The organism is Streptomyces abyssomicinicus (assembly GCF_008974245.1).
Classification (GTDB): Bacteria; Actinomycetota; Actinomycetes; order Streptomycetales; family Streptomycetaceae; genus Streptomyces; species Streptomyces abyssomicinicus.
Map to the genome: position 1 here is coordinate 60,894 of NZ_BBZI01000010.1, position 25,706 is coordinate 86,599.

A 25,706-nucleotide genomic window follows, 5' to 3' on the forward strand; every position below is an offset into this window, starting at 1 on the left:
CATGAGCAACGCGACCGAGATCACCGAGACGGAGACCCGCGTACGGAACGTGCTCGCGGAGGTGCTGGAGGGCAGGATTCCAGTGGAGGAGATCACCGTGGACGCCGACATGGTCCAAGATCTCGGCCTGGACTCGCTGCAGGCCATCCAGTTCCTGCTGCGCGTCGAAGACGAGTTCGACGTGGAGCTCGACTACGAGAGCCTCAGCCTGGACCATCTCCGCTCGGTGCGGTTCTTCACCACCGAGGTCCTCAGGCGGTCGGCGCGCGAACAGTGAGCGAACCGCGTCAGGCCCGCACCGGGGCCGTCCTTTTCGGATCCTTCGACGCCGAACGACGTTGGCGTCCGGAGGGCCTCGCCTCGCTGCCACAGCTCGCCGACCCAGGCGCCGACCGGCTGGTGGCGTGCATGGACGAGGCCCTGTTCGCCGCCGCCGAACCGGGCGACCTGCTGATCACCAGGGAACCGGTCGCCCCGGCGCTCGTCGCCGCACGGGAAGCCGCAGGCTACACGTGCGAGCACCACCACACGGGCGAGCCGCACCCCGGCCCCGATGCGGACGCCGATGTGGAGCACCGGCTGCTCGCGAATGCCGGACTCCTGTGTCGGATCGGCGGGTCCGCCCGGCTGCACCCGTATGCCGTCCTCCCCGCGACCGGCGTACTGGCCGACCTCACCGGCCACGCCGCCGACGTACCCGGTGGCGAGCAGGTGGCCCGGGTCAACGGCAAGGCTTGGTCCAGCCTGCTGGCCGCGCGACACGGCTTGCCCGGTGCCGGCCGTGTCGTCAGGTCGGCGGCCGAACTCGCCGACGCGGTACGGTCCTACGTCGAGCCAGGACATCCGGTGGTCCTCGTCAAGGACAGCTACGGAGTGGCCGGACGGGGAACCTTCGAGGTGACCTCGGAACGGCGGCTCACCAGGCTGGTAGCCCATCTACGCCGCCAGGAGGACCGCGGTCTCGCCGTCGAGTTCGTGATACAGCCGCGCTACGACCGCGTCGCGGACTTCTCCAGCCACCTGCGGATCAACCCCGACGGCTCCTGGCTCCTCCTCGGTATTCAGCACCTGGCCAACTCCGGCTACCGCCACGAGATGTCCGGGCCTGTCCCCCAGGCTCTCGTCGGCGACCTGCGCCGTCCCGCCCACCCGGAGGCCATGGAACTGGTGGCCCGCTCACTCGCCGAGGAGGGCTACCACGGACCCGTCTGCGTTGACTCCATGGTGCTCCGGGACGGCACCTGGATCCCGGTCCTGGAGGTGAACGCCCGCATGTCGATGGGAGGGCTGAACCTCCGGCTCGACGACCGGGCGCGCGAGCACGGCCTGCGCAGTCATCTCTGGCAGGAAGACGTGACCATTCCAGACGGCTTCGATGTGGACCACCTCCTGAAGCTGCTGCACGAGGAAGGGTTGCTCTACGAGGGCGGGACCGGCGCGGGTGTGCTCCTCCTCGTGGGCGGCGCCCTCGTTGCGCCGCGAGGGCGCCTGATCTGCGCGGCGCTCTGCCCGCCGGACGAGTTCCCGCGCCTGCGAGCGGCCACTCGCGCTGTCGCCGCCTCGGCCGGCATTGTCCTGGCGAGGGCGGCATGAACTGGCGCATCGGACTGATCGGCGCCACTGGTATCGCTGCGCGCGCCATGATCGCACCGAGCCGCGACAGGCACGACTTGGTTGTGCACGCGGTGGCGGCGTCCGACAGGGACCGGGCGGCCGCGTTCGGCCGACGGCACGGCGTCACGGTGCTGCCGAGCTACGAGGACGTGGTCACGGCACCGGACGTCGACGTCGTCTATATCTCGCTCCATAACTCGGCGCACCTCCAGTGGGCTCGGCGGGCGTGCGCGGAGGGCAGGACGGTACTCGTGGAGAAGCCGCTGTGCCTGTCCCTCACCGAGCACGACCTGCTGCGGGAGGCCGAGCAGCGGGGGGGCGGGCAGGTCCTCGAAGCACTTCCCACCCTCGGCCACCCCTGGCACGACGTCGTGCGGCGCGTGCTGCGCCAGGGCAGGTTCGGCCGCCTGCGGGACGTGCAAAGCCGATTTGCCTTCCGGACGCCCGAGCCCGGGGGCTACCGGCTCCGGCCCGACCTGGGCGGCGGCATTTTCTACGACGTGGCGAGTTACTGGCTCCAGGCCCTGCAGGAGACGGTCGGGCTGCCGTCATACGGCGGTGCCGGCACCGCGTGGTGTGCGGAGCCGCACGGCGTCGACCACGCCTTCGAGGCCGTTCTGCCCCTGCCGGATGGGGCGACCGCCACCCTGACCTGCTCGTTTGCCGCACAGCACACCGCCGAGCACCTCTTCCACCTCGACGAGGCGCGTGTGCGGGTTCGAGGAGTCTTGCTGCCCGCTGCGGGCGCCGTCGCGCTGAACGTGGCGATCCGCACCACGACCGGCCACACGGAGATCACACGTACCGAGCCGGTGTCCTACTACCCACGTCAACTCGAGCGTCTCGCGCAGCTGTTGAGCGGCCGGGCCGGGCACTGGGGCGCCGAGTCGGCGGCGGCGCGCGACCGGATCCGGATCATGGAGCACATTCACCGTACGGCGCGGCGGGAGATCCGCGCCGCCGCCCTCGACGAGGAGCACAGATGAGCCCTGAGGACTTCGACCCGGCGGTCACCGCCTTGCTCGCGGCGGTCCAGGTCACGCCGGCGGAGGTAGCAGCATGCACGCCGATGACCGGCGGTACATACAACTCCCTGCTGCGGCTGGTACTGCGGGACGGGCGGCGCTGGGTGGTCAAACAGCCACCGGCCGCAGGAAGCGGGTCGGCGCTGCGGTACGAGCACGATCTCCTGCGAGGCGAGGCGGAGTTCTTCCGGGCGGCGCGGGACGTATCGGGTGTACCGGTACCGCAGCTGGTGCATGTGGAGGATGGTGGCAGCCCGCCCGTGGTGTCAGGCATCGTGATGACCGAATGTCCCGGCGTGGCCTGGAGTGAGGTCGACGCCTCCCTCACGGCAGGAGAACGGACGACCCTGCGGCAGGAGTTGGGCCGCGTCGTCGCACGGCTGCACTCCCTCACTGGTCCGGAGTACGGCTATCCCGCCCGCCCCTTCGGACCGCCCGCGGCCGACTGGCGGAGCGCCTTCACCGCCATGACCGGTGCCGTCCTGGACGACGCCGAGCACCACGGCATCGAACTTCCCCGCCCCACGGCACAGGTGCGGGAGCTGCTTGCGGAAGCGGGAGAGGTGCTGACCGCTGTCACCCGGCCCGCCCTGGTCCACTTCGATCTCTGGCAGGGCAACCTGCTTCTTGACGGCGACGTGGGCGCCAGGACCCTCTCCGGAGTGATCGACGCGGAGCGGATGTTCTGGGGCGACCCTGTAGCCGAGTTCGTCTCCCTCGCGCTCTTCGACGACATCGAACGCGACGACGCTTTCCTGACCGGCTACGCCGAGGCTGGCGGCGAGGTGGCGTTCACGGACACCGTGCGCCTGCGGCTCGACCTGTACCGTTGCTACCTGTACCTCATCATGCTCGTCGAGGCGGTACCCCGCCGCTACTCTCCCGAGCAGCTCGCCTGGACCCGCCGCACCGTGGGGAAGCACCTGACGGCGAGCCTCGACGCGGTGGCCTCAGCCCTGGCCGGCCAACCGTGATCGCCGTCCTCACTTCAGGCGTGGCGCTCGGCGTCCATGTGCCCGGCCTGCTGCTCGCCTCACGACTGCGTGAGCGCGGAGCCGAAGTCGTCGTGGAGGTGGTCGAGAGGCTCCTCCCCGCCGACCGGCTGCGCAGCATCGAGGCATCCCGGACCATGTTCCACCGGGACTTCCGCGTGGCCCGGGCCGGCCAGCAGCTCGCCGCCGACCCTTCCTCCGCAGTCGACGACGCCGCGCTGGAGGAGCTGCACCGGCGCTGGACGACCCTCGGGGTCCAGCGTGCGGTGGTGTTCTCCGGCTTCTGGACGGGCCCGCTCGCACGGCTGTCCGGCATGGGCCTGCCGCTGCCGCGGGTGACCGTCTGCCATGTCGACTCCGTGGAGTCGCCGTCGTTCCGCCGCACCGGTCCCGTGACCGCCGACGCGCAGGTGGTGAGGCTCGCCTCGTGGGCCACGGGCAATCTGCCCTGCACCATCCCGGTCACCCGCCGGGCACCCGTGCCGTGGGCGGAACGCAGCGGGCGGCTCCTCGTCCACGGCGGAGGCTGGGGCATGGGCACCTACCGGGAACGCGCCGCCGACCTCGCCGCCGCCGGTCACACCCTCGACCTCGTCGTCCACGAGCCGGATGAGGCACTGACCGCGCCACAGGACAGCCACGCGTACCTGATGGACCCGTCCTGGCACCCGTGGCACGACGACGGCTACCCGCCCCTCGGCCGCCTCCACCCAGGTGAAGACCCCGGCTCAGTACAGTACCGGCGGGGCACCGCGCACCACGCCTCCTTCGACATGGCCCGCCAAGCGGCAGCCATGGTCAGCAAACCAGGCGGCGGCACCCTCCTGGACTCCCTCTGGTCCGCCACCCCCCTCGTCCTGCTCGAACCCGCCGGCCAGCACGAGGAGCACAACGCCCGGCTGTGGTGTCAACTCGGCTTCGGGGTCCGCTACGAGCAGTGGCAGGCAGCGGGCTTCGACCCCGAGTTTCTACGGCCGTCCCACGAGGCCCTGCTCGCCGCCGGGCGAGGACCGACATGCCCACCCGACCTGGCCGACATGCTCGCCACGCAGGAAGGACTGTCGTGTACGCGATGAAGATGGTCGAGGCCGACCGGGATGCCGCCCTGCACGCCTCCTTCACCCAGGAAGAACGACTGGCCACCGGGCGACACGTGCATCTCCAGAACAACGTGCTGACGTTCGGCTGCCTCGTGGAGGGCGCGCTGGACCCGGGACGGCTGCGGCATGCCTTCCTGATCCTGCAGCAGCGGCACGAGAGCCTCCGCCTCGTCTTTCCGGAGCAACCCAATGGCACCGGCGGCACAGCGGCGCTGCGCCCACCTCAGGACACCAGCTTTCACGTCGAGCAGGTCACGTCCGCCACTCCAGAGGCAGGGCTGCGGCAGGCCCAAGCTCTGGTCGCCGAGGCCGCCGCAGCGCCGTTCGACCTGGCGACCGGGCCGCTGGTGCGGCTGTTGTGCGTGCGGATCACCCCGGTGTTGCACCTCGTCGGATGCGTGGTCGACCACATCGTCGTCGACGGCGAGTCCTGCACCGTCATGGCCGAGGAACTGTTCAGGCTGTACTCGGCGGACGGCCCCGACGCCACAAACCTGCCCGCCGTCCGCACTCAGTTCCCCGACTTCGCCCATTCAGAACGACTCCACCTCCAGGGGCGGACGCTCGACACACTCCTCGCGTACTGGCGCCGCAAACTCGACGGCGTCGGAGCGATCCCGCCGTCCCACCTGCGCGACCTCGCGACCGATGACGGGCACAGGCCCGCAACAGAGCGTCGGCTCCTGGTGCGCAGGGCCGTGATCGAGGAGCCCCGGACCACCCGCCTGCGGGATGCGACACGCCTCCGGCGCGCCACGCTGACAGCCGTCTTTGCCGCGGCGCTCAAGGACGTCGTCCGCCAACGCCGACTGAGCCTCGGCATGACCGCAGAGCAGGCCGGAGACGTGGCCGTGATGGGCTCCATCAGCAACCGCCACCGCCGCGACATCCGGCACTGCGTGGGCTACTTCGCCACACCGTGTGTGCTGCGCACCGATCTCCGGGACGCACCGCCCTTCACCGAAGCCGTCCGTAGGGAGACCGGAACACTCCTCGGCACACTGCGCCACCAGGAGGTGCCGCACGCACTGATGACGAGGGAGCTCGACCCGGAGCGCTACGGCGTGCGTCACCGGGACGATCCGGCGGCGGTGCCGGGCTACGTGAACTTCGACGTCTCGGAGGCCGGAGCCGCCTGGGCGTTCACCGACGGTGCCCTGCAGGTGACCATGATCCGCATCCCCCGCGACGAAGTGCCGCGCGGGGGAGTACGGCTGCTCGTACGTGACGAGGGGGCGCGCGTCGTGGTCGAGCTGCGCACCGACGCCTCACGGTTCGGACCGCGATGGGCTGAGGCGTTTCTGGCCGACTACATGTCCCTGGTCGAAACGTTCACGGAGCAGTCCGTGCCGTAGGCCTTCGGCCGCCCATGCGACCTATCCAGCCCATGCCCCCGGCGGGCCTCCGCCGCCACGTGCGCGGCAAGGGACAGCGCCGCCGGCGCATGTTGCTTCGAGCGCCCTGCCACGCCGGGGAGACGGGACCGCCCTCTCGCCGGTGCGAGGTAGGAAGTGGCGGAGAGCGAAGACGTCCCTGAATGCGTTGTCGCGTCAGGTGTACTGATTGGTGACAGTTGATGACACGCCTGGAGATCTTTAGCCTCACGCTTTCACGAGGTGGGCTGCCCGAGGCTTGATCAAATAAGCGGAGAGCGCCCCTGACCTGCAACGATGGGTGTCTAGGGTCCATGTCGCAGCAACGAAAGAAGCACTCTCCAGGTGAAGAAGCGTATCGGGTCCTACCCGCGTGTCCGCACCGAGGGCGGCGGCCAGGCGGTGGTCTCGCAGGCCGGGAGCGTGCTGCTGGTCGAGACCGTCCGCAAGTCCGGCCTTGACCAGGCGATATCCGCGGCGCTGACGCCGTGGCGGAAGGCCCGGGCGGTGCACGACCCGGGCAAGATCCTGCTGGACATCGCGTTGGCGGTCGCGTCGGGTGGGGACTGCCTAGCTGTATTGACCCACAGCGTTGTTGACACGGCTGATGGGCGGGTGTCCGCCGAGTGCGGTGTGGCAGCGGTGGTGGTTGTAGGTGTGGAGGAAGTCTGCCAGCGCGTCGGTCCGTTCCCTGTTCGAGGTGTAGGGCTTCAGGTAGGCCCATTCGTCGAGCAGGGTGCGGTTGAAGCGTTCGACCTTGCCGTTGGTCTGCGGCCGGTAGGCCGGATCTTCTTGTGGGCGATGCCGGCCGTGGTCAGCTTCTGGGTGAACAGCCTGGATTTGTAGCAGGAGCCGTTGTCGGTGAGGGCCCGTTCGACGGTGATGCCGTGGGCGGCGAAGAAGGAGTTCGCCCGTTGCCAGAAGCCGGCCGCGGTTTCCTGGCGTTCGTCGGTGAGGACTTCGCTGTAGGCCAGGAGGGAGTGGTCGTCGACGGCTGAGTGGATGTAGCTGTAGCCGATCACCGGCTTGCAGCTCTTGCGCTCGGTGGTGGTGGCCTGGCGGTTGCCCTCACCGGCCTGCCTGCCGACGATCCGCCAGCCGCCGCCGTCGGGGATGTTGCCGAGTTTCTTGATGTCGACGTGGACCAGCTCGCCCGGTCGGTCGCGTTTCTCGCGGGACGTCGATCTCCACCGGTCCGACCTCGGTCGTCACCGTCTTCGACCGGTGTCCGTTGCGGTAGTTCCCGCTGCGGCCGTCGTCCGTCCGCTCACCGTTCTCCCGGCCCAGATGGTCGGTGAGCTCGCCTTCCAACGCTCCCTCCAGCACCAGCTTCGTCAGCTGGCCGAGAAGTCCTCCTTCTCCGGTCAGGCTGACGCCGTCAGCCTTCGCCTGAGCCATCAGCTGGGCCACCAAGGTCCTGTCCACAGACGGCGCAGCCGTCTTCTGGTCCACCTCAGTGGTCGAACGCGTACTCTGCTTCACGGTCTTGCTCCCATCAGTCACAGCAGCCCTAACTGCCGCGACGTATGGGGGAGTTACACCGTTCACGCTATAGACCCGTTCTAGGTCGACGATGCCGTTCACGAGACGTTGCTGCGCGGAGCCTGCGAGGGTGCCGCAGCTGGACAAGAGTGCCTGATAGCGGCGGGTGAGGACGAGGTGCTCAATGTCCCTGTTGCTGATCTGGCGGCGCAGACGGTCGGCTTAGTCCGTCGCCCACTCCAGGTATCGCAGGAGCCTGTCGTAGGCACTGTTGTAGCCAGAGCCGCGGAGGTTCTGAGCGTTGAGCTGGACGCCCCTGAGCTGCTGTTGGATGGTGTCCCGGTCGGCTCCCGGGCGAGGTGTTATCAGCATCCTCGGATCATGCAGTGCGGGTCTGGTCTGACAACGGCGCTTCACAGAATCGGTGAGGTCGCAGAGTCGCCCGATGGGCGACGGGCCGAGCTGCGTCCCGTGCCGCTCTTGACTGCGCTCTGTCATCGATTGCCGACCAGTCTCGAGCCCTCGACTCGGAAGGTGACAGGGCACTCGTCAACGAAGGTGATGGTGACCCCGAACGCTCTGGTGAAGGGCTTTGCGTCGGCAGTGTCAGGGAGGCGGAAATGAGAGGTGAATCATGACGCTCGTTTGACGCTGCGATCTTGGAAGCGGTCTTCTGACGCTCGCGAAATAGCCTCTGACCTGCGCTTTCTATGCGAGTGGGAAGTTTCGACGTGACCCCGATGACGAATCACGTGGGTGTTCGCCATGGCCAACACCCGGAAGGTCCACCGTGCACCAGCCAGTCTTGCTGAGGAGGTACCGAGGCGGTTGGAAGTACTGTGGGAAGACGAACGGGCGCCCCGGTGGAACGTCCGTTGACGGGGCGTCTGGCCTGCGGCACCAGGAGGTCGACACGTGTTAACAGTAAGAAGCGCGGACCGTTCTCGCGAGTGGCCCTGGTAGCCGTGGAACGAGCTCCTGCAGCGCGAAAACTGCGGGCGGTTCGCGCTATTGCTTGGCAGGTGGGCCGTACTCCACGGCCGGGGATGAGAGCCGGTCAGCGGTTGATGCGAGCCAGGCGGCGGGAGTGTAGGGGGCGGGTGGGTCGACCTCCATCCCGAGCTCTGCGAGACCCAGAGCCATGTCGGTGTCATCGAGGTTCAGTGCAAGTAGTTCGGTGATCTCGCCCACGAGCCTGGCGACCAGCTGGCTGTCGGTGGTGCGCTGGTAGTCATCTGTCGCCTCGTCATGACTGCCGAACTCGTCGGGCATGTCCTGCGAGTACCAACCGCCCAGGAACTGGCCGAGTTCGGGGAAGCGGGCATGCCATTCCCAGTGAGTTGTCGGGTTGCTCGGAGGGGGGACCTTGCCTTCCTTGAGGCTTCGCTTGAGGTGGTCGGCGAGGTGGTACAGCCACTGCTGGAGGTCCGTCTCGGGCAGTCCCACGTCGGGTACGGCGTAGAACTCGCCGAGACGCATGCGGAGGCGGCCGGGCGGGTTGTCGGCGTATTCGCGCAGTTGTCGCTCGGCGGCGGCGATGGCCCACGGGCGGTTGTGCCACGTGTGCCTGAGGTAGGCGGTGAGCGCATGGCTGGGTTCGTCCGTGGTGTCGTCAGCGGGTTGGCCGAGGTAGGCGCGTATCACCTGGTCCAGTTCACCGTAGCGTCGATCGTGGTCGAAAGGATCGAGGGGCATGGGAGGTACAGCTTTCAGGTCGGTGTGGTTACAGGTAGAACGGGAAAGTCGAGTGCACGGTGAAACCGTGCGGCCGGCTCTCGTCCCGCTTGAGGATGACGCGTGCCGCCCGGACCTCGATGGGTTCGCGGCCCGCCAGCATCATTGCTTGGAGCAGGACCCTGCCTACCGGCTCGGGCCGCGACGGCCAGGATGCCTCGATCGTCAGGCGTGAGCGCGCGGATTGTGCGAGCCAGCGGTGGATGACCTGTTCGTTGGCGGTCACGACCTGCTGCGTGGCCCACTGGGCGGTTTCGCGATCGGGGTAGGTGGCGGAGCGGGTGCGCACGGCGTGCCTTTCTGAAGCGGCTGTCGACTGGGGCCTGTGGGGGTCAGTCTTCCTCGAACCGCCATAGGACGAGGAGCCTTTGGTCCGTCACACCGATGAGGCAGATGTCCATGGTCGGCCCGGCGATGGCATCGGCGAAGAACGCCGTTGCCAGGAAGTCGGCGTCCTTCCCCTCTTCAGCCCCGCCGTGGTTGGTGAAGTACCGAGCTCCCTCTCCCAGGCATTCGAAAACCTGCCGCAGGCACTGTTCTCGACTGGGATCCGGCGTTCGAAGGGAGACGGTGCCGGCGCGAGGGGAGAGGAGAGATCCTGCCGAGATGAGGGTTGCCAGCTCGAGGGCTCCGGACGGCGACAGTACTTCCTGGGTGTGGTCGGCCAGGACTTCCGGTTCGACATTCTGAAGGAGGGGGTGCCCCCGGACGATTTCCGTCACCGCGTGGGGCCAGTCGCCGCCGCTCCAGGACGCCAACGCGGCGAAGCAATGGCGGGCATCGAAGCGTTCGTCGGCGCAGGGTGGCAGGGGCAGCGTCTTCGGCCTCAGCGGCATAGGGGTCTCCGTGAGTGTCAGGGCATTTCCGGCATGGAGGTGTAGACGACGTAGGGAGGCTCGAGGCCGTTCTTGTACTTGAGGACGACCCGTACGTGGTGTGTGTCCTGAGCGGCGCCCGCACGAGGGTCGCCGGCGTCAACAGTACGTCCCGTCGCACCGGTGAACTCGACAGCGTCCAGCCGCAGGATTGAGGAGTCGGAACGAGGCCGGGACAGCCATTGCTCGATTTTCGCCTGGTTGTCCACGCCTGCGTTCATCTGGCCGGAGCCCGCAGGGGGCCCCTTGAACTCCATGGCCTCCTGCGTCAGTTTCTGTGCGGAGGCCAGGTCCGTGAATGTGGAGGCGGCGTTGATGCCTGGTTGGTCGCGGAGCCGCTGCGCCAGCTGTTCGTCCGTCTTGCCCACGTGCTTGTCGATGACGTGGCTGTTGTGTATCCCTTCTTGGTTGGCCAGGTCGATCGGAAAGCGGTGGTTGTCCTCGCTGTCCCCGGGCACGGTGTACAGGGGGTTGCCCTTGAACTCGGTCAGGGCGCGTGCCCCGAAGGCTTCGGCCCGGGCCTCCTCGGCGTTGTAGGAGGGGGCACTCAGGTATGCCTCGTCCAGCGGGTCCAGAAGGGCCTGCACGCGTACGGCCTGTCGGCGTACGCGGTTCTCGTACTCGTCGACCGCCTGGTTCATGGCCTCTTCGTCCAAGTGGAGAACGATGCCGACAGACAGGTCCCTGAAGAACCCTGCCGAGGTCCCACATGCCCTTACCCATGTTCTTGAAGTCTTTGAGGTCCACTCCGTCCTTGAGGTCGATCGCCTTGAGGGCGTCCGGGATGCTGTCCAGGACCGCCTTCCGGTAAATGCGGTGGAGGTCGGAACGGACGTCCTGTGCGGCGAGCGCGAAATGGTACACCGCGTCGACCATCACTTCGCATGTGTCGAAGAGGACGGCGAACACTGGATGGTTGGCACCCTGCGGCGACCTCGCGGAGTCGTTCTCCCAGTTGTAGCCATGGTGGTTCTGCCCCCAAGCGCTGGTACCCCACAGCGTGCTGCAGTAGGTACGCATGGCGTGGTACCACTCGCCGTTCTGCTGGTCCGTGATGCTGCTCAGAAGCCCGGTCAGACCATCGCCAGCCATGGTGAGGGTGAACTGGGGCATCCGCCACGTCTCGGAGACCGAGTTGAGACGATGATGGTTCGGGAGCGGCAGAATCTCCGCGGCCCTGCCGTAACGGCATGCGTGTTCCAGGAGTGGACGTAAGACGTCGAGGACCACGTCCTCGACGTCCTCGAGCGCCTTCTGGATGAAGCTCTGGGCGTCGTCGTTGTCGCCCCACTTGAAATCGGTGATGGGCCCGTAGTCCGGTGGATTGTCGATGACGACCGGCGGGGGCTGGGTCGCCGGCTGGTGGGACGGGTCCGGATGGGTCGCGGCGTCCGCCTTGGAATAATTGTTCGCCGTGACGGTGAAACCCACAGCGGCGCCGCCCACGCTGACCACGGACTTGGCCCACACATCGTGGAATCGCTCGCCAACCCGTTTGTAGGTTCTGGTGAATTCAGCTACGGCGGTTCCGTTGCCGCCGCCGTCCGGGTAACGCCCCAGTTCGTCGAGGAAGTCCTTGATCCCCCGGTGCATGACGTCCTGCTGGCCGGCGGTTCCGGAGGACACACTCCAGAGCATGGCAGGGGTCACGTCGATGGTGCCGTCCTGCGTTGGGGACGGGGGTGTGGACATCAGCCCGCCCCCCAGCCTCGCAGCACTGCCTGATGCGCGAGCGTGTAGTTGGTCCGCCCGGTCACGACGAGGTCGTGCAACCACTTCTGGGCAGCCTCGAGGTCCTGGGCGGAACGGTCCCAGTCATCGAGCTTGTCGACGAAGACCTCTCGCGCCTCACCCTCCCAGGAGAGGACGACGGGCGCGACGCGTTCGTACAGTTCTCCGAGCTTGCTGTTGAGCTGGCGGAGGATGTCGTCCAACTCCCCAGCCAGTTCCTCGAGCGACGAAAAGGCAACGGATATCCGGTCCCCGGACTCGGCTCCGGTCGGCACAATAACCTCCACACGGTGGCGAGAGGGCGGGCGCTTCCTGCGGTTGGCTGTTCAGTACGAGTCGAGGGAGCTGCGAGGGACCGAGGACGGACTCTCCACCACAGCGGGGGTGGACAACTTGCCTACCTCGCTGCCGACATCCACCTGGATCTGCCGCATCTGCTCCAACACGTCGAGGTCCCGCTGGGAGAACCCGTCGCGACTCATGCGCACCGCCTGCTCCAGATGCCTGAGTACCTCACGGATCCGGACGGCATCCTCGGCAGCGGCCCGATGGAATCTCCGGTATGCCGTTGCCGCCGGCCCTTGCCAGCGCCTCTCGATCCGATCGACCACGGCGTCCATGCGCCTCACCTGCTTGTCCAGGTGATCCTGCATGTCGTCCAGATCGCCCGCCAGCTTGGTTAAGTGCTCAGCGGACACGCGGACATCGGCACCTCCTGAGGACCTTGCCCCGGCCGCAGTCGCCTCGCTCGCTTCCATGCTGATTCCCCCAGTTGCAGGCATCGAGTGAGCCTGTCACGCAACGTTTCGATCATATGTAGGCAAGATGTGGGCTTGCGTAAGCCGTTGACGGAGTTGGCCGAATGGCAACCCTGAGAACATCGATGCGCGGCGGAGGTCTTGAGATCTGCAGGTGTCGGCGTAGGGCGAGTCCACGGACTTCCGGTCGATGATGGCCGGAACCGAGGGGTCCAGGCGATGGCGACGTCGCGGGTGGATGCCGAGCTCGAAAACTTGAAACTGCGTGGTAGCGCCCTGACGGTGCCGATGAGCGCTTGTCCCGTGAGCTGCTCGGCCAGGCAGTCCGGCAGCGGCGTGTCCTCCCGGATCAGGGTGCACAGGGCCCTCGCCGCAAGCCGTCGACCGCAACCGCACGGCGCCGGGGCTGCTCCGTGTAATTCAGGCAGCCCATTGGGGCCCATCGAGATGTCCCACGCTGGCATTGGGAGGGTCTCCGAATTCCACATTCACCAGTTCGGGAGGTGAAACCAGCACTCGGCTGCCGGGTGGGTGGGCGAAGGGTCATTCCACGACCAGCTCGCAGGTGTGCCATTGAGGTCAAGCCTCGGCTTCGATATGTCGCCCAAGCGCCTCCGCGGTAATCGCCGACGGCAGAAGAGAAGATGCGCGAAATGACTGGAACTAGCTTCCCGGGCATGTCAACGTAGATCGTTCCGAACTTGAGTCGCTCGGGGGTTCGTTGAGGGTGCGTGAAGCTCTGGCCGGTGTCCTGCGGGTGCGAGGAAATGTGCAACATAGTCGATGATCGCCATGCACCCAAAGAGGGGATCGCCTAGACCATGAGCGGCAGCGGCCTCAGGTGGGCGGTGAGCGTGATCTGGCGGAGCTGTCCAGAGGGCAGGGCTGGCAGTGTGCTCTGCGTGACCTTCGAGTGCTACGTGGACTGCTCGAAGATGATTGCCGAGTTGGCGCTAACGCGATCCGTCTGGCCTTGGGATTCTGGATTGAGGGAGTGACATGTCGGCGGGTGGAAGCAACCGTCTCCTGACCCCGGAGGAGACGGCTAGATACCTGAGCGTCTCGAAGCGAGTCCTCATGGACTCGTACAAGCGCTGGGGAATCCCCTGTGACAGTTGGGAAACATATCCGCTTTCGAGTTCGAGCTCTCGAGGCATGGATTGAGTCGCAAAGTCGGGTCATTTAAGGTTATTTGGATCAGGTTGGCTGGTCAAGCCAACCCCTGACTGTCGGTGTAAAAATTTAACGAAGGGAAACTATCTTTGGCCAAGATATGGAAGGTCGATTGCGCTTGTCCGAAGGCGAAAAAATCAATCTGCCGGCACAAGCCCTGGAAGGTCCGATACAGGGATCCGGGTGGCCGGGTCGGTAAGCAGCTCGAAGTTTCATTCAAGCTGAAGAATCAGGCGGAGGATTTCGCCGGGAAGGTCGAGCGGGAAAAAGCGGTCGGCACCTACATCGACCCGAAGCAGTCGGGCCGACTGATGGAGGATGTCTGGAACGAATGGCTTTCCATCGGCAACCGAGAGCCGTCGACCCTGGCCTCCTACAGGGGCGTGTACCGCAAGCACATCGAGCCCGTCTTCGGCGGTCGGACCATCGGCTCCATCACGTCGCAGGACATCGCCGAGTGGCGGGCCGGCCAGGAAGCCGCAGGATTGGCCCCCGCCACGGTCCATCGCCACTACGTGGTCCTGAAGGCCGCCTTCATCTAAGCCCACGAGATGGAGATCATTCCGCGCAACCCGACCCTGGCGACGAAGCGCCGGGGCCGTGCCCCCTCCCTGATCAAGCCTGTCCGCGGCCGGGACATCCCCTCCACGAAGGAGGTGCAGGACATCTTCGAGGCCATGTGGGGTCCGCTGAAGGCATCCGTGTGGCTGATGGCCGGCACCGGTGCCAGGCCGGGCGAGTCCCTGGCCGTCAGCCGCTCCAGCCTCGAAGCCCCCGATGGGCTGCTGAAGCTGTGGCAGCAGGTGACCAGCTTCTCCGACAACGAGACCAAGGGCCGCGCAACGGGTTTCAAGAACGAGCTCAAGTGGTCTCGAGAGCCGAGGTCCGTCCCCTACTCGTACACCGTCCAGCAGGCCGTGGAGCGGCACATGGCGGAGTTCGGGACCTGGGGAGAGCACGGGTGGTTCTTCGAGAGCCCGAAGTACAAGGACCAGCCCTTCAGCCCGAAGGGGTACGACACCCGCTGGAAGCGGGCGCTGAGGGATGCCGGCCTGGAGCACACGGGGTACACCCCGAAGTCCCTGCGGCACTACTTCGCCTCGGTCTGCATCGCGGGCGGCGTCCCCGTCTTCGAGGTGGCCAAGTGGCTGGGCCACAAGGGGACTCGGGTCACCGAAGCGACCTACGTGCATCTGCTTGCAGACGCACACTCGCGGTCCATGGACGCCATCGAGCTGGCCATCGTGGAGAACGCCCAGCACGCCCAGGAAGCACGCTGGTCGTGATGACGGTCGGGACCGGTTCTGGCTTGGTGCTGAGAGCCGACGTGTAGCGATCGCATCAGCCCAGGTCAGAGCAGGTGTGGGGGAGTACCTCCAGTTCTTTTTGTACATCTTCGGCACGGTGTGGCTGCTGCAGCGGGGCTCGCCGGAGTCGAAGGAGATCGGCCGGGCGGGCACCGAGTCCGACCGCGAGCAGCGGATCGGCGAGCACGCCGGTGAGGGATCGCCGCGCTGGGCGTCCGCCCCGGGCTGGCGGGGGCTGGTGTTCTCCCGCTTGCTGGGGCTGGTGATGGGCGGCATCTTCGCGCTCTCCTGGCTGGCCCGGTCGATCACCGGCACCGCCGCGTACAACGAGGAGCGGCTGCGTTCCCTGGAGGGGCCGGTCGGCTGGGGCGGCTACGTCACGTCAGCCGACTTCTGGGGCCGCACGCTGCAGAACTGGCAGTCCGAACTGCTGGCGGTGGCGTCGATGGCGGTGCTCTCCATCCACCTGCGCCAGCGCGTCAGCCCGGAGTCCAAGCCGGTGGGCGCCCCGCACTCGGCCACGGGGGGCGAGGGCTGAGGCGCCCACCGAGGGCGACAGCGGGCGGGGTTCGGAACCGTCAGTCCACGTACCGCAGGCCGGCGGCCTTCAGGGTACGCACGACATCGAACTCGTTGCCCTCGGGGTCCGCCATGACGACCCAGCTCCGGGCAGGTCCCTGGCCCACGTCCACCTTCGTGGCGCCGAGGCCGATCAGCCTGGCGGCCTCCTCCTCGGTGTCGGCGTCGACGGGGCTCACGTCGAGGTGGAGTCGGTTCTTCACGGTCTTCGCTTCGGGCACCTGGATGAACATCACCGTCGGTGGCATCTGGCCGGCCCGGACCGCCTCGACGGTCGGCTCCCAGGAGCCGATCTCGACCTTTCCCTCGCTTCGGTCGATCACTGTGAAATCCAGGACCTCGCACCAGAAGGCTGCGAGCCTTTCCGGATCGCGGCAATCGACGACCAACTCGGTGAACCTACTGGTCATGACTTCTCCAGGTCGGTGATGGTGGAGATGGGAGTGCTGAGGATTCCGTCGAACGCGTCGAGGACACGGGTGTGAAGGTGGACGCTCTGCATCCGCATGCGATCGGGGCTGCTGAGGCCGCCGGCCCGGGCCGGACGCAGATCGGCGAAGGCGAGTCCGAGGCCGGCGGCGGCGAAGGCCGCCTCGATGCTCCCGGGCGGCGGTGGCTCCAGCGGGGTCTCGTGGACGCCGAATCCGAACGGTGCCTTCTCGTCGCGGCGCATCTCGGCCGTGTGCCCCGTGACGCTGGTCAGACCGAGGGCGAAGTAGGAGTCACCGAGGGCGTGATGCAGGTGCTGTCCCATGGGAAGCCCTGTGAGTCGGCCGTCGAAGGAGATCGGTGTTCGCTGGATGTGGGCGTTGTGCGCCACCAGGACGACGCGGGCCGTGGTCTCGAGTCGGTCCAGGTGCCACAGAAGTGACTCGGCCATGTAGAGATCGCGGGCCGAGGTGTCGGCGGTGAGGCCGCCTCCTGCGAAGAGGGCGGCCATGGCGCGGAACGTGTAGTCGGCGTGGCAGGCAGCTTCCAGGCAGCGCAGGGCGGTGTCGTAGTCGTGCTGGTCCCCACGGGCGAGGTACAGCGGTTTCAGGGCACGGAAGCGGACGTGCAGTCGAGCCAGGAGAGCGCTGAGGGTGTCCTGGTCCGTGGTGGCCAGGCGTGCCCACGCGGGTGCGGCCACGGCCGCGGAGTCACCGGCGAAGGACGCCGCGATCGTGATCGCGGCCAGCGCCATCGGCAGCGTTTCCGGGTCGGTCAGGCGGAGGTAGTCGGCGACGGGGGTCAGGGCGGGGATCAGCGATCCACCGGCGGCCGGGATGTCGATTCCTGCGAAACGGACCGGTGTTGTGGCTGTGCGATTGTGCCGGCGGACGAAGCGCACCGGCTCCTGGAGTCCGATGGGAACCGCTGTTGCCAGGAGCGCGGAGAGGTCGTCGTCCGCTCCCTGGCCCTGGGCCCAGGCGTTGAGGGGGATGGCTTCGCAGAAGCCGTACTCGAAGGCCAGGACGGTGAATCCGCAGCGTTCGACGAGAAACCGCAGGATGCGCTGACGCATCGCGGCGAACTCGGCGATGAAGTGCGAGTGTTCGCCCAGGGCCACCACGCGGACACCGTCGAGGATGCCGCGCAGTGGTTCCAGGTCGTCCAGGGGTGCCGCCGGGTCGAGCGGGCCGAACGGGGTGGCGTGGCCGTGGAGCCAGTCGGCGAAGGGCGTTTGGTCCTTTGCGGTGGGCATGCCGGGTCTTCCGTGAGAGGGAACGGTGAGGGCGCGGACTCCCGGTTGCATCACGGGTGCGGGAGGGTCGGTGAAGCCTGCTGCAACTGGTCGAGGTTGCCGGACATGATGGTCCGTACGTGGTCGGTGATGTGCTGCACGGGCCAGTCCCACCAGGCCACCGCGAGCAGCCGGGCGACGTCCTCCTCGCTGTACCGGGTGCGGATGAGTCGCGCCGGGTTGCCGCCGACGATCCCGTAGTCGGGAACGTCGGCGGTGACCACGGCGCCGGCGGCGATGATCGCGCCGTGCCCGATCCGCACACCCGGCATCACGGTGGTGCCGTGGCCGAACCAGACGTCGTTGCCGACGACGGTGTCCCCGCGGGCGGGCAGACCGGTGAGCAGGTCGAAGTGGTCCGACCACGAACCTCCCATGGTGGGGAAGGGGAACGTCGAGGGGCCGTCCATACGGTGGTTGGCGCCGTTCATGATGAACCGCGTCCCCGTCCCCAGCGCGCAGAACCTGCCGATGACCAGCTTCTCCGGGCCGTAGTGGTAGAGCACGTTGCGGGTCTCGAAGGCGGTCGGGTCGTCCGGGTCGTCGTAGTAGGAGTACTCCCCGACCTCGATCAGCGGGGACTTCACCAGCGGCTTCAGCAGCACCACCCGGGGCTGCCCGGGCATCGGGTGGAGGACGGTGGGATCGGCGGGTACGGGCATGGTCGGAATTCCTCATCAAGAGCGAGTGGTCGGCACGTCCGCGCTTTGATCGGGGACGCGTCGAGAACGCTATGGAACGGCACGTGCCGTGCCGTTCTGTGCTCGGAAGCGTGCCGGGATCCCGGGCTCCTGTCAAGAACGGCACGTGCCGTGCCGCTACTGTGGAGGCATGACCACTGCCCGCCGTAGCGGATCCGCTCTGACCGAAGCCATCAAGCGCGCCGCGCTTGAACTGGGTCAGGAGTCCGGCTATGCCAAGCTCAGCATCGAAGCGATCGCCGCCAGGGCCGGTGTCGGCAAGCACACCGTCTATCGCCGGTGGTCCTCCAAGGGCGCCCTGATGCTCGACTCGTTGCTCTCGCTCGACGAGTCGGCTCTGGACTATTCCGAAACGGGCGACGTGGTCGAGGACTTGCGCAGGCAGATCTACGAGGCGGTCGACCTCCTGGCGGGAGAACCGTTCCGTCCTCTTTTCCAGTCCCTGGTCGGCGAGGCCCAGCACGACCCCGTCGTGGCTGCCGCGCTCACCGAGCGTTTCATCACGCCGCAGGCGGACAAGACCGTCGCACGTCTGAAGGCGGCACGAGAACAGGGTCAACTGTCGCCGGATTTCGACCTGGATCTGGCGATGGCGATCCTCTCCGGGCCGCTGTACTTCCGTCTGCTGATCACCCAGGAACCACTGACCCACGAGTACGTCGACCGGATTCTCGAAGCGCTCTTCGCGGGGATGAGGCCGCGGAGGTGAGGTAACAGGTCACCATCCCTGCGTGGGGCCGTATCCTCAAGGCCGTTCTCCGCAGCCCGGTGGCCTCCAGGGCGCCGCGCATCCCGTACATGACCAGCCTCAGCTACCCGAAGTCGAGGGCCTCGGATGGATGCAAGTCCGGTGCAGAGGCCCTCTCGGTGAATCCGGAGCCAGGCCACGTCGCCGATGAGTTCGACATGTTTCGATATTTGGAGGTGTCGAACCGGCTGCGCGATGGGCCCAGGTTCAGCCGGTGCCGCCGGAGGTGAGGAGGCGGCCGATCTCCGCCAGAGCGCCGGGCTCGAGGCGGTAGTAGACCCAGGTGCCGCGCCGCTCCGAGGCGAGGAGCCCCGCCTCCTTGAGGCGCTTCAGGTGGTGCGAGACGGTCGGCTGGGAGACGCCGACGTCGGAGATGTCGCACACGCAGGCTTCGCCCCCCGGGTGCGAGGCGACCGCCGAGAACAGGCGCAGCCGCACCGGGTCGCCGAGTGCCTTGAACATGCGAGCGGCTGTCTCCGCCTCCTGTGCGCTCAGCGGGCGCTCGGTGAGCGGTGGGCAGCACAGCGTCTCGGCCTCGGCAGGGGGGCCGGCGGGTGAGGGCATTTCGAGATTCGACACATGTCTATGTTGGCACATTTCGAAACAACCTGACCAGGATTCGGTCCAGCCGGCGCCCGTTCGGCGATTGTTCGATAGGTGTCTATGTTGACGTCTGTCGAAGTAAGCTGGCATGGTGGGTGGCGCAAGAGCCCGGTGCGCCGCGGAGGCCGTCAGGGGCCATTGGCTGCTTTGCCTGTCATTTGCCTCTCCGTTAACAGGAGTTAACCGTCATGAGTGAGCAGCAGCTTCCCGTCGTCGTCATCGGAGCAGGGCCCGTCGGACTGGCCGCCGCCGCCCAGTTGGCGGACCGCGGCCTGGATGCGGTGGTGTTCGAGGCCGGACCCGCGGCGGGCAAGGCGGTGCGGGAATGGGCGCATGTGCGCCTGTTCTCGACCTGGAGCGAGCTGGTGGATCCGGTCGCGGAGAAGCTGCTCGCCCCGACCGGCTGGCTGCGACCCGACCCCAAGGCGTATCCGACCGGTGCAGACTGGGTGGCGGAGTACCTCCAGCCGCTCGCGGACGCCCTCGGCGACCGGGTCCGGTGGGCCGCCCGGGTCACCGGCGTGTCCCGGGCGGGGCGGGACCGCGTGGTCGACACCGACCGCGAAGCGCAGCCGTTCACGGTGCAGGTCGCGCACCCGGACGGCCGGGAGGAACGGGTGCTGGCGCGGGCCGTGATCGATGCCTCGGGCAGCTGGTCGCTTCCGGGACCGGCGGGCGGCAACGGTCTGCGGGCACTCGGGGAACACGCCGTCGCCGATCGCGTCACCTACCGTGTGCCCGACCTGCGCGACCCGGCCGTCCGCGCTCGCCACGCCGGGCGGCGCACGGCGGTGATCGGCTCCGGCGCCTCGGCGTTCACGGCCCTCGCGGAACTCGCGGAGCTCGCCCGGGCGGCCGACGGCGCCGGCACGCACGCGGCGTGGATCCTGCGCCGGGGGATCTCCGGCTCCACGTTCGGCGGCGGAACCGCCGACCAGCTCCCGGCCCGCGGCGCGCTCGGCCTCGCGGCCAAGGCCGCGGTGGACCAGGGGCACGCCGACGCCGTGACCGGCTTCCGTACCGGAGCGATGGAACGCGACGCCGACGGCCGGATCGTCCTGATCGCCGACGACGGCCGCCGACTCGACCCGGTCGACGAGGTCGTCGTCCTCACCGGCCTGCGCCCCGACCTGTCCTTCCTTTCCGAGGTCCGCCTCCGACTCGACGAGCGACTCCAGGCTCCCCTCGAGCTGGCACCGCTGATCGACCCCAACCAGCACTCCTGCGGCACGGTCTATCCGCACGGCCACCGTGAACTCGCGCACCCCGAGCAGGACTTCTACCTTGCCGGAGCCAAGTCCTACGGTCGCGCGCCCACCTTCCTCGCCCTCACCGGCTACGAGCAGGCTCGGTCGGTTGTCGCAGCGCTGGCAGGAGACACTGCCGCGGCCGACCGTGTCGAACTCGTCCTGCCGGAGGCGGGGGTCTGCGGTGGCGCGGGAGTCTTCGAGGACCCCGCAGGCCCGTCGGACGACTCCGGCTGCTGCGCTGCGCCGGCTCCCCAGCTGGTGCAGTTCGGTGTCCGCCCGGACCCTGACGGGGATGCGGCGGGCTTGCAGGGCAACTGCTGACAGGCCGATGTGAGGGTAGCTCGCCATCGCCGGGAGTCGACACGGCCCCACGAGTGGGGCAAGGGGGCGATTTCCGGGGTCGATCGCGGTCGTGCCGTGGCGTCCACATACCGCCAGGCGGTCGCGGTGGAGACCCCGAACCCCGCCGCGGGCTGAGGCAGCGTCTCGTTCTCGGGACATCGAGCGTGGCCCGGTACGGGACCGAGCGAGGCTCCTCCGACCAAGCGTGGTGCGTAGAGAACACCACCGCAACGACCAGGAGCCTCGCCTCGTCACACCACCTCGCCGGCCTGCACCATCACCCCTGCAGTACGGGATGAAAACGGTTCGGTGAGTGGGTGCCGATTCCTCTGGCCGGCCGTTGTCGACCTCGTCCGTTCTGCCTGGTGTCGTTGAGCACGACATTGTCGCCGCTTCTGCGGAGGGGCATCGCGGCCCCGGTGACCGTCCGGGGGGTGCCTTGGACAGCGAGCGTCAGTTGCTGTCGAGGAGCTGCAGATGGTTGCCTCTGGGACTGGGTTGGAGTGGGAGCGATCGAGGGACGAGGAGAAGTCATGCGGTGTGCGTACTGCCGGCGTGAGGTCGTGTGCCGGCCGCCGGCGTTCGGCGGCCCGCCCTGCCTGGGGCAGATCCACGTGCACAGCAACGAGGAGGCATGCTTCCCCGAGCAGGGGGCGGCGAGTTCACGCGCCTGGCCGCCCGGCGGGTGCGGCTGTAAGGCCAGGGAACTGAAGGGATCCATCTCTGACTTGACTCCCCCGCCCCCACCCCCGTCGCACAGAGCCGGTACGGAACAACTGGCCGGGGCCGGCAAGGCGTTTCTCGGCCTGGCGCCGGGCGCGGGGGTGAACGTCGTCGAGCTGGTGGACGGCGCGGGCGTGTGCGTCATACAGGCCGGGCGTGGTGGCGGCAAGGTGTACGTCGCACCGGACCGGTCCCTCCTGTTCGTCCCGTCCGCCGTGGACTTCGACACCGGGCTTGCGGCCTTCCTCGGCGGCGCGCGCACCCCCGCCAGGTGACGTGGGGTGGGCCGGTTGTTCTTACGGGCTGCCGGCAGCCGGGCGGGACGAAGCTGGGTGCAGGCGGTGAGGACGGGCCAGGTCCAGCGGTCCGCCGCCGTCCGCGTCCGCCCCTGGCAGGAGATGTGCGAGCACCCCGGAACGGTAACCCGTCCCGGAGTGCTGCGGTGAGCCCGGTTTGCATCGCGCTCGCCCAATTTGCGGCGGATCAGGGGTGGGCCTGATCCGCGCGCCTGGCGACGCGCCGCCCGGCCCTGTGGCAGGACGAGGACCCGCCCGGGCGACAAGGCCGGGCGGAGGCGGTCCTCGTCTCACCGCGTACTGTCACCGCCCGTCGCGGAACGCCACGGCGCGCAACACGCCATCACGGGTGAACTCGGCCTTCGCCGGGCATCGTTGCGCGGCGTCGTTGTTGCTCGGCGACGTTGCCCGTCCCGGTGTCCGCTTCGAGCCGTACGACGGGAGGGCGCGCGAACAGGTGGTCGCCGGGGAGGCGCTGCGCGGCGGTGCCGGGCGTGCCGCCGCTGAACATGCCGGCCGGTACCTCAGAAGATCTGAATGGATGTGATGTTCGGCGGCTGGTTGGGGTAGGTCACGATGTTCCAGCGACTGATCCTGACGGTGGAGCCGTTGGCGTCGTTCATCTGGATGTCGTTGTTCCCGGTGGAGATCTTGTCCACCCAGGCGCCGGCTCCGAGTCCCATGGTTCCGGCGTTGGCGGCGCAGAATTCGAAGGGCCCGGAAGGGCCGACAATGGGCGGACGACTGTAATGTCCCCAAATGTGCAGCAGGTCGCCAGTGCTGCAAGGTGTCTGATTCATGGCGTGCGCGGCATTCACCGGAGTTGCAACGCTGAAGCCCGCGGCCAGTAACGCTACGGCGAACAGGCTCCGGGCGGTCTTCCTGATGGTGGGCACGATGTGATGTCTCCGTGAGGGTTGGGGCCACGCTGCGTGGGCCAGGGGTTGCTGACGAACGATGAGGCGACTGCCCGGTCGGGCGGGGCAGCCGGCCCTTCTGCGGTTCGATCCTGGCGCAGCGCTCTGGCGGCCAGGAACGGCGCACGGGGTTTGTTGCCTTCCCGTTACACGGACTTTTGTCCAGGGCGCGCGGAGGGCGCCGCCCGGACGCCTCAGTCCACGTACCGCAGGCCGGCGGCCTCCAGCGGGCCGCGCATCGCGTACATGTCCAGTCCCAGCTCCCCGGAGGCCAGCCGCTCCCGCTTGCGGGCCTCGTTCTCCTCGCGCCCGCGCGCCGCCTCGGCGGTGCTCCCCACCCGGTCCACCGGGACCACGACCACGCCGTCGGCGTCGGCGACCACCACGTCGCCCGGCCGCACCTGGGCGTTGGCGCAGACCACCGGCACGTTGACGGAGCCCAGGGTGGCCTTGACCGTGCCCCTGGCGTTGACCGCCCGGCTGAAGACGGGGAAGTCCATCTCCCGGAGGTCCGCCACGTCGCGGACGCCGCCGTCGATCACCAGCCCGGCGCACCCGCGGGCCCGTGCCGAGGTGGCCAGCAGGTCGCCGAAGAAGCCGTCCTCGCACTCGGTGGTGCAGGCCGCCACCAGCACGTCGCCGGGGCGCAGCTGCTCGATCGCCACGTGCATCATCCAGTTGTCGCCGGGCTGGAGCAGCACGGTCACCGCGGGACCGATCAGCCGGGCGCCCGGGTACACCGGCCGCATGTACGGCCGCATCAGGCCGGTGCGGCCCATCGCCTCGTGGACGGTGGCCACCCCGTACGGCGCCAGGGCCTCGAGCTCCTCGGGCGCGGGGCGCGGCACGGAGCGGTGGACGACTCCGAGTTCGTGCATGACGGGCTTCCTCTCGATACGTGTGCGGCTCGATGCGTGTGCGCGTCGCTACGTGTCCGGGCGGGGACGGCGTCGCGCGGGTCAGCGCCCCTGGCGCTTCAGCAGGGCCTCCAGCCGCGGGTAGACGCGGCGGGCGTTGTGCTCCTGGACGGCGGCCAGGTCCTCGGCGGACAGCCGGGCCGCCTGCGCGTAGCGGCGGGTGTCGTCGAAGTGGTGACCGGTGCACGGGTCGATGTCGCGGACCGCGCCGATCATCTCCGAGGCGAACAGGATGTTCTTCGCCGGGATCACCTCGTACAGCAGGTCCGAGCCCGGCTGGTGGTAGACGCAGGTGTCGAAGTACACGTTGTTCAGGACGTGTTCCTCGAGCTCCGGCTTGCCGAGCGCCATGGCGAGCCCGCGGAAGCGGCCCCAGTGGTAGGGCACCGCGCCGCCGCCGTGCGGGATGATCAGGCGCAGCGTCGGGAAGTCCTTGAACAGGTCGCCCTGCACCAGCTGCATGAACGCCGTGGTGTCGGCGTTGAGGTAGTGCGCGCCGGTGGTGTGGAAGGCGGGGTTGACGCTGGTCGAGACGTGGATCATCGCCGGGACGTCGTACTCGGCCATCTTCTCGTAGACGGGGTACCAGGAGCGGTCCGTGAGCGGCGGGGCGGTCCAGTGGCCGCCCGACGGGTCCGGGTTGAGGTTGATCGCGACGGCGCCCAGTTCCTCGACGGCGCGCACCAGTTCCGGCACGCAGGTGGCGGGATCGACGCCCGGCGACTGGGGGAGCATGGCGGCCGGCGCGAAGCGGCCGGGGTGGAGCGCGGCGACCCGGTGCACCAGGTCGTTGCAGACCGCGGCCCAGGCGGCGGACGTCGCGAAGTCGCCTATGTGGTGGGCCATGAACGAGGCGCGGGGCGAGAAGACGGTGAGGTCGATGCCGCGCTCGTCCATCAGCCGCAGCTGGTGGGGCTCCACGGTGGCACGCAGGTCGTCGTCCCCGATCCGCAGCTCGTCGCGGGAGGGCGCGGCCGACGGATCGCCGGCGGCGGCGATCTGCCGCTTGCGCCACTCCTCGAGGGCGGGCGGCGCGGTGGTGTAGTGCCCATGGCAGTCGATGATCATCCGAGTCCTCTCCGGGTGCCTCACGCGACCACACAGTAACCGCTGACGAAATTGTTGACAATGTGTGCGAGCGGTCCGGCAGCGTTCGCGCGCGTGTCCGTGCGGGCGTTCGCGCGCGTGTCCGTGCGCGCGGGGAGGAACCACCGGCGCGGAGGGCGGGGACCGGTCACAAGGGCCGGTCGCCAGGAAACAGCCGGGGGAGAACAGGGGCGGACAGCCGGGACGGACAGCCGGGACGGACAGCCGGGGCGGACAGCCCGGAGGGTCAGTCGGTCAGGGTGCGGGACAGCACCTCGCGCTGCAGCGGTCGGACCAGGGCGTACAGCTCACGGCCGCGCACGGTGGGCGCCACCCACACACCGCGCCGGTCCTCGCGGCACACCGTCCGCTCCAGCAGACCCTCGCGCTCCAGCCGCCCCAGCAGCCGGGAGAGCGCGCTCTGACTGAGGTGGACCCGCTCCGCGATGTCCTGCACGCGACAGGGGACGCCCGGCCCGTCCGGTGTCCCGGACACCAGGACGTCCAGCACCTCGAAGTCGCTGGCGCACAGTCCGTGGGGATGCAGTACCCGGTCGATCTCACAGACCGTCCGGGAATGGACCGCGAGAATGCCGCGCCACCGTTGCTCCAGCCGCGCACCGGCCGTGTCCGCTGCCATGGCGCCCATGGTAGGGC

General features: G+C 68.3%; 28 protein-coding genes and 3 pseudogenes. 13 read left to right on the forward strand and 18 right to left on the reverse strand.

Going from position 1 to position 25,706, the window contains the following annotated elements:
• Position 1: 1 nt before the first annotated feature.
• The 7 genes and pseudogenes from GBN72_RS23320 to GBN72_RS23350 form a co-directional block, all read left to right on the forward strand.
• Complete coding sequence (locus GBN72_RS23320) at positions 2 to 277, forward strand: acyl carrier protein (protein WP_151773852.1); 276 nt, start codon at positions 2 to 4, stop codon at positions 275 to 277.
• Entirely contained in the window at positions 274 to 1,593 is a 1,320-nt protein-coding gene (locus GBN72_RS23325) for an ATP-grasp domain-containing protein (RefSeq protein ID WP_151773853.1), read from the forward strand. The genes GBN72_RS23320 and GBN72_RS23325 overlap by 4 nt, the downstream gene beginning before the upstream one ends.
• The gene (locus GBN72_RS23330; protein WP_151773854.1) at positions 1,590 to 2,600 is read left to right on the forward strand and encodes a Gfo/Idh/MocA family protein; all 1,011 of its coding nucleotides are present in this window, start codon (positions 1,590 to 1,592) and stop codon (positions 2,598 to 2,600) included. The genes GBN72_RS23325 and GBN72_RS23330 overlap by 4 nt, the downstream gene beginning before the upstream one ends.
• Positions 2,597 to 3,613 carry a phosphotransferase family protein gene (locus GBN72_RS23335; RefSeq protein WP_151773855.1) on the forward strand — a complete coding sequence of 339 codons (1,017 nt, stop codon included), beginning with the start codon at positions 2,597 to 2,599 and terminating at the stop codon, positions 3,611 to 3,613. Before GBN72_RS23330 ends, GBN72_RS23335 begins: the two co-directional genes overlap by 4 nt.
• Positions 3,614 to 3,633: 20 nt before the next feature.
• A complete protein-coding gene (locus GBN72_RS23340; protein ID WP_246212807.1) occupies positions 3,634 to 4,707 on the forward strand; it encodes a hypothetical protein in 1,074 nt (357 codons plus the stop codon).
• 2 nt (positions 4,708 to 4,709) lie between these two features.
• Entirely contained in the window at positions 4,710 to 6,086 is a 1,377-nt protein-coding gene (locus GBN72_RS23345; protein ID WP_246212808.1) for a condensation domain-containing protein, read from the forward strand.
• A 363-nt stretch (positions 6,087 to 6,449) separates the two neighbouring features.
• A pseudogene (locus GBN72_RS23350) lies at positions 6,450 to 6,680 on the forward strand (transposase); the annotation flags it as partial.
• Here GBN72_RS23350 and GBN72_RS23355 read toward each other — a convergent pair.
• The 9 genes and pseudogenes from GBN72_RS23355 to GBN72_RS23390 form a co-directional block, all read right to left on the reverse strand.
• A pseudogene (locus GBN72_RS23355) lies at positions 6,675 to 7,279 on the reverse strand (integrase core domain-containing protein); the annotation flags it as partial. The pseudogenes GBN72_RS23350 and GBN72_RS23355 overlap by 6 nt on opposite strands.
• Positions 7,173 to 7,502, reverse strand: coding sequence for a transposase (locus tag GBN72_RS35465; protein WP_439959807.1), 330 nt, complete (start codon positions 7,500 to 7,502; stop codon positions 7,173 to 7,175). The gene GBN72_RS35465 and the pseudogene GBN72_RS23355, both read right to left, overlap by 107 nt.
• A 306-nt stretch (positions 7,503 to 7,808) precedes the next feature.
• Entirely contained in the window at positions 7,809 to 7,958 is a 150-nt protein-coding gene (locus GBN72_RS34280) for a hypothetical protein (protein WP_164540836.1), read from the reverse strand.
• 636 nt (positions 7,959 to 8,594) lie between these two features.
• Positions 8,595 to 9,281 (reverse strand): contact-dependent growth inhibition system immunity protein, encoded by a 687-nt coding sequence (locus tag GBN72_RS23365; protein ID WP_151773859.1) that lies wholly within the window; start codon positions 9,279 to 9,281, stop codon positions 8,595 to 8,597.
• Between the two features lie 28 nt (positions 9,282 to 9,309).
• On the reverse strand, positions 9,310 to 9,609 hold the full coding sequence (locus GBN72_RS23370) for an RNase A-like domain-containing protein (RefSeq protein ID WP_151773860.1): 300 nt from the start codon (positions 9,607 to 9,609) through the stop codon (positions 9,310 to 9,312).
• 43 nt (positions 9,610 to 9,652) lie between these two features.
• Complete coding sequence (locus tag GBN72_RS23375; RefSeq protein ID WP_151773861.1) at positions 9,653 to 10,156, reverse strand: hypothetical protein; 504 nt, start codon at positions 10,154 to 10,156, stop codon at positions 9,653 to 9,655.
• A 17-nt stretch (positions 10,157 to 10,173) separates the two neighbouring features.
• Entirely contained in the window at positions 10,174 to 10,851 is a 678-nt protein-coding gene (locus GBN72_RS23380) for an RNase A-like domain-containing protein (protein ID WP_151773862.1), read from the reverse strand.
• A 1,035-nt stretch (positions 10,852 to 11,886) separates the two neighbouring features.
• Positions 11,887 to 12,201 (reverse strand): WXG100 family type VII secretion target, encoded by a 315-nt coding sequence (locus GBN72_RS23385; protein WP_151773863.1) that lies wholly within the window; start codon positions 12,199 to 12,201, stop codon positions 11,887 to 11,889.
• 51 nt (positions 12,202 to 12,252) lie between these two features.
• Positions 12,253 to 12,684: a WXG100 family type VII secretion target gene (locus GBN72_RS23390; protein ID WP_151773864.1), complete on the reverse strand. Its 432-nt coding sequence runs from the start codon at positions 12,682 to 12,684 to the stop codon at positions 12,253 to 12,255.
• 1,262 nt (positions 12,685 to 13,946) lie between these two features.
• Between GBN72_RS23390 and GBN72_RS23395 the strand changes: the two genes are divergently transcribed.
• The 3 genes and pseudogenes from GBN72_RS23395 to GBN72_RS23405 form a co-directional block, all read left to right on the forward strand.
• Entirely contained in the window at positions 13,947 to 14,399 is a 453-nt protein-coding gene (locus GBN72_RS23395) for a tyrosine-type recombinase/integrase (RefSeq protein WP_151773865.1), read from the forward strand.
• A 9-nt stretch (positions 14,400 to 14,408) separates the two neighbouring features.
• Positions 14,409 to 15,143, forward strand: a complete 735-nt coding sequence (locus GBN72_RS23400) for a tyrosine-type recombinase/integrase (RefSeq protein WP_151773866.1) — start codon at positions 14,409 to 14,411, stop codon at positions 15,141 to 15,143.
• An 82-nt stretch (positions 15,144 to 15,225) separates the two neighbouring features.
• A pseudogene (locus tag GBN72_RS23405) lies at positions 15,226 to 15,702 on the forward strand (DUF6766 family protein); the annotation flags it as partial.
• Between the two features lie 40 nt (positions 15,703 to 15,742).
• Here GBN72_RS23405 and GBN72_RS23410 read toward each other — a convergent pair.
• Genes GBN72_RS23410 through GBN72_RS35925 form a run of 3 tightly spaced genes read right to left on the reverse strand, consistent with a single transcriptional unit; the run spans position 15,743 to position 18,128 of the window.
• Positions 15,743 to 16,153, reverse strand: a complete 411-nt coding sequence (locus GBN72_RS23410; RefSeq protein WP_151773867.1) for a VOC family protein — start codon at positions 16,151 to 16,153, stop codon at positions 15,743 to 15,745.
• On the reverse strand, positions 16,150 to 17,427 hold the full coding sequence (locus GBN72_RS23415; protein ID WP_151773868.1) for an erythromycin esterase family protein: 1,278 nt from the start codon (positions 17,425 to 17,427) through the stop codon (positions 16,150 to 16,152). The genes GBN72_RS23410 and GBN72_RS23415 overlap by 4 nt, the downstream gene beginning before the upstream one ends.
• A 50-nt stretch (positions 17,428 to 17,477) precedes the next feature.
• Positions 17,478 to 18,128, reverse strand: coding sequence for a CatB-related O-acetyltransferase (locus GBN72_RS35925; RefSeq protein WP_151773869.1), 651 nt, complete (start codon positions 18,126 to 18,128; stop codon positions 17,478 to 17,480).
• Between the two features lie 169 nt (positions 18,129 to 18,297).
• Here GBN72_RS35925 and GBN72_RS23425 point away from each other — a divergent pair, with 169 nt between their 5' ends.
• A complete protein-coding gene (locus tag GBN72_RS23425; protein ID WP_151773870.1) occupies positions 18,298 to 18,876 on the forward strand; it encodes a TetR/AcrR family transcriptional regulator in 579 nt (192 codons plus the stop codon).
• A gap of 246 nt (positions 18,877 to 19,122) precedes the next feature.
• Here GBN72_RS23425 and GBN72_RS23430 read toward each other — a convergent pair whose 3' ends face one another.
• Positions 19,123 to 19,479, reverse strand: a complete 357-nt coding sequence (locus tag GBN72_RS23430; RefSeq protein WP_151774178.1) for an ArsR/SmtB family transcription factor — start codon at positions 19,477 to 19,479, stop codon at positions 19,123 to 19,125.
• 227 nt (positions 19,480 to 19,706) lie between these two features.
• Here GBN72_RS23430 and GBN72_RS23435 point away from each other — a divergent pair, with 227 nt between their 5' ends.
• Together GBN72_RS23435 and GBN72_RS23440 are read left to right on the forward strand one after the other, a co-directional pair.
• Positions 19,707 to 21,089, forward strand: coding sequence for an FAD-dependent oxidoreductase (locus GBN72_RS23435; protein ID WP_151773871.1), 1,383 nt, complete (start codon positions 19,707 to 19,709; stop codon positions 21,087 to 21,089).
• Positions 21,090 to 21,838: 749 nt separating this feature from the next.
• The gene (locus tag GBN72_RS23440) at positions 21,839 to 22,108 is read left to right on the forward strand and encodes a hypothetical protein (protein WP_151773872.1); all 270 of its coding nucleotides are present in this window, start codon (positions 21,839 to 21,841) and stop codon (positions 22,106 to 22,108) included.
• 364 nt (positions 22,109 to 22,472) lie between these two features.
• Here GBN72_RS23440 and GBN72_RS34285 read toward each other — a convergent pair whose 3' ends face one another.
• The 5 genes from GBN72_RS34285 to GBN72_RS23460 form a co-directional block, all read right to left on the reverse strand.
• The gene (locus tag GBN72_RS34285) at positions 22,473 to 22,640 is read right to left on the reverse strand and encodes a hypothetical protein (RefSeq protein ID WP_164540838.1); all 168 of its coding nucleotides are present in this window, start codon (positions 22,638 to 22,640) and stop codon (positions 22,473 to 22,475) included.
• A 13-nt stretch (positions 22,641 to 22,653) separates the two neighbouring features.
• Positions 22,654 to 23,025, reverse strand: coding sequence for a beta/gamma crystallin domain-containing protein (locus GBN72_RS23445; RefSeq protein ID WP_246212809.1), 372 nt, complete (start codon positions 23,023 to 23,025; stop codon positions 22,654 to 22,656).
• Between the two features lie 215 nt (positions 23,026 to 23,240).
• Positions 23,241 to 23,924, reverse strand: coding sequence for a 4-carboxy-4-hydroxy-2-oxoadipate aldolase/oxaloacetate decarboxylase (ligK, locus tag GBN72_RS23450; protein ID WP_151773873.1), 684 nt, complete (start codon positions 23,922 to 23,924; stop codon positions 23,241 to 23,243).
• A gap of 81 nt (positions 23,925 to 24,005) precedes the next feature.
• Positions 24,006 to 25,031 (reverse strand): amidohydrolase family protein, encoded by a 1,026-nt coding sequence (locus tag GBN72_RS23455; RefSeq protein WP_151773874.1) that lies wholly within the window; start codon positions 25,029 to 25,031, stop codon positions 24,006 to 24,008.
• 265 nt (positions 25,032 to 25,296) lie between these two features.
• Entirely contained in the window at positions 25,297 to 25,689 is a 393-nt protein-coding gene (locus tag GBN72_RS23460) for a MarR family winged helix-turn-helix transcriptional regulator (protein ID WP_151773875.1), read from the reverse strand.
• Positions 25,690 to 25,706 lie beyond the last annotated feature (17 nt).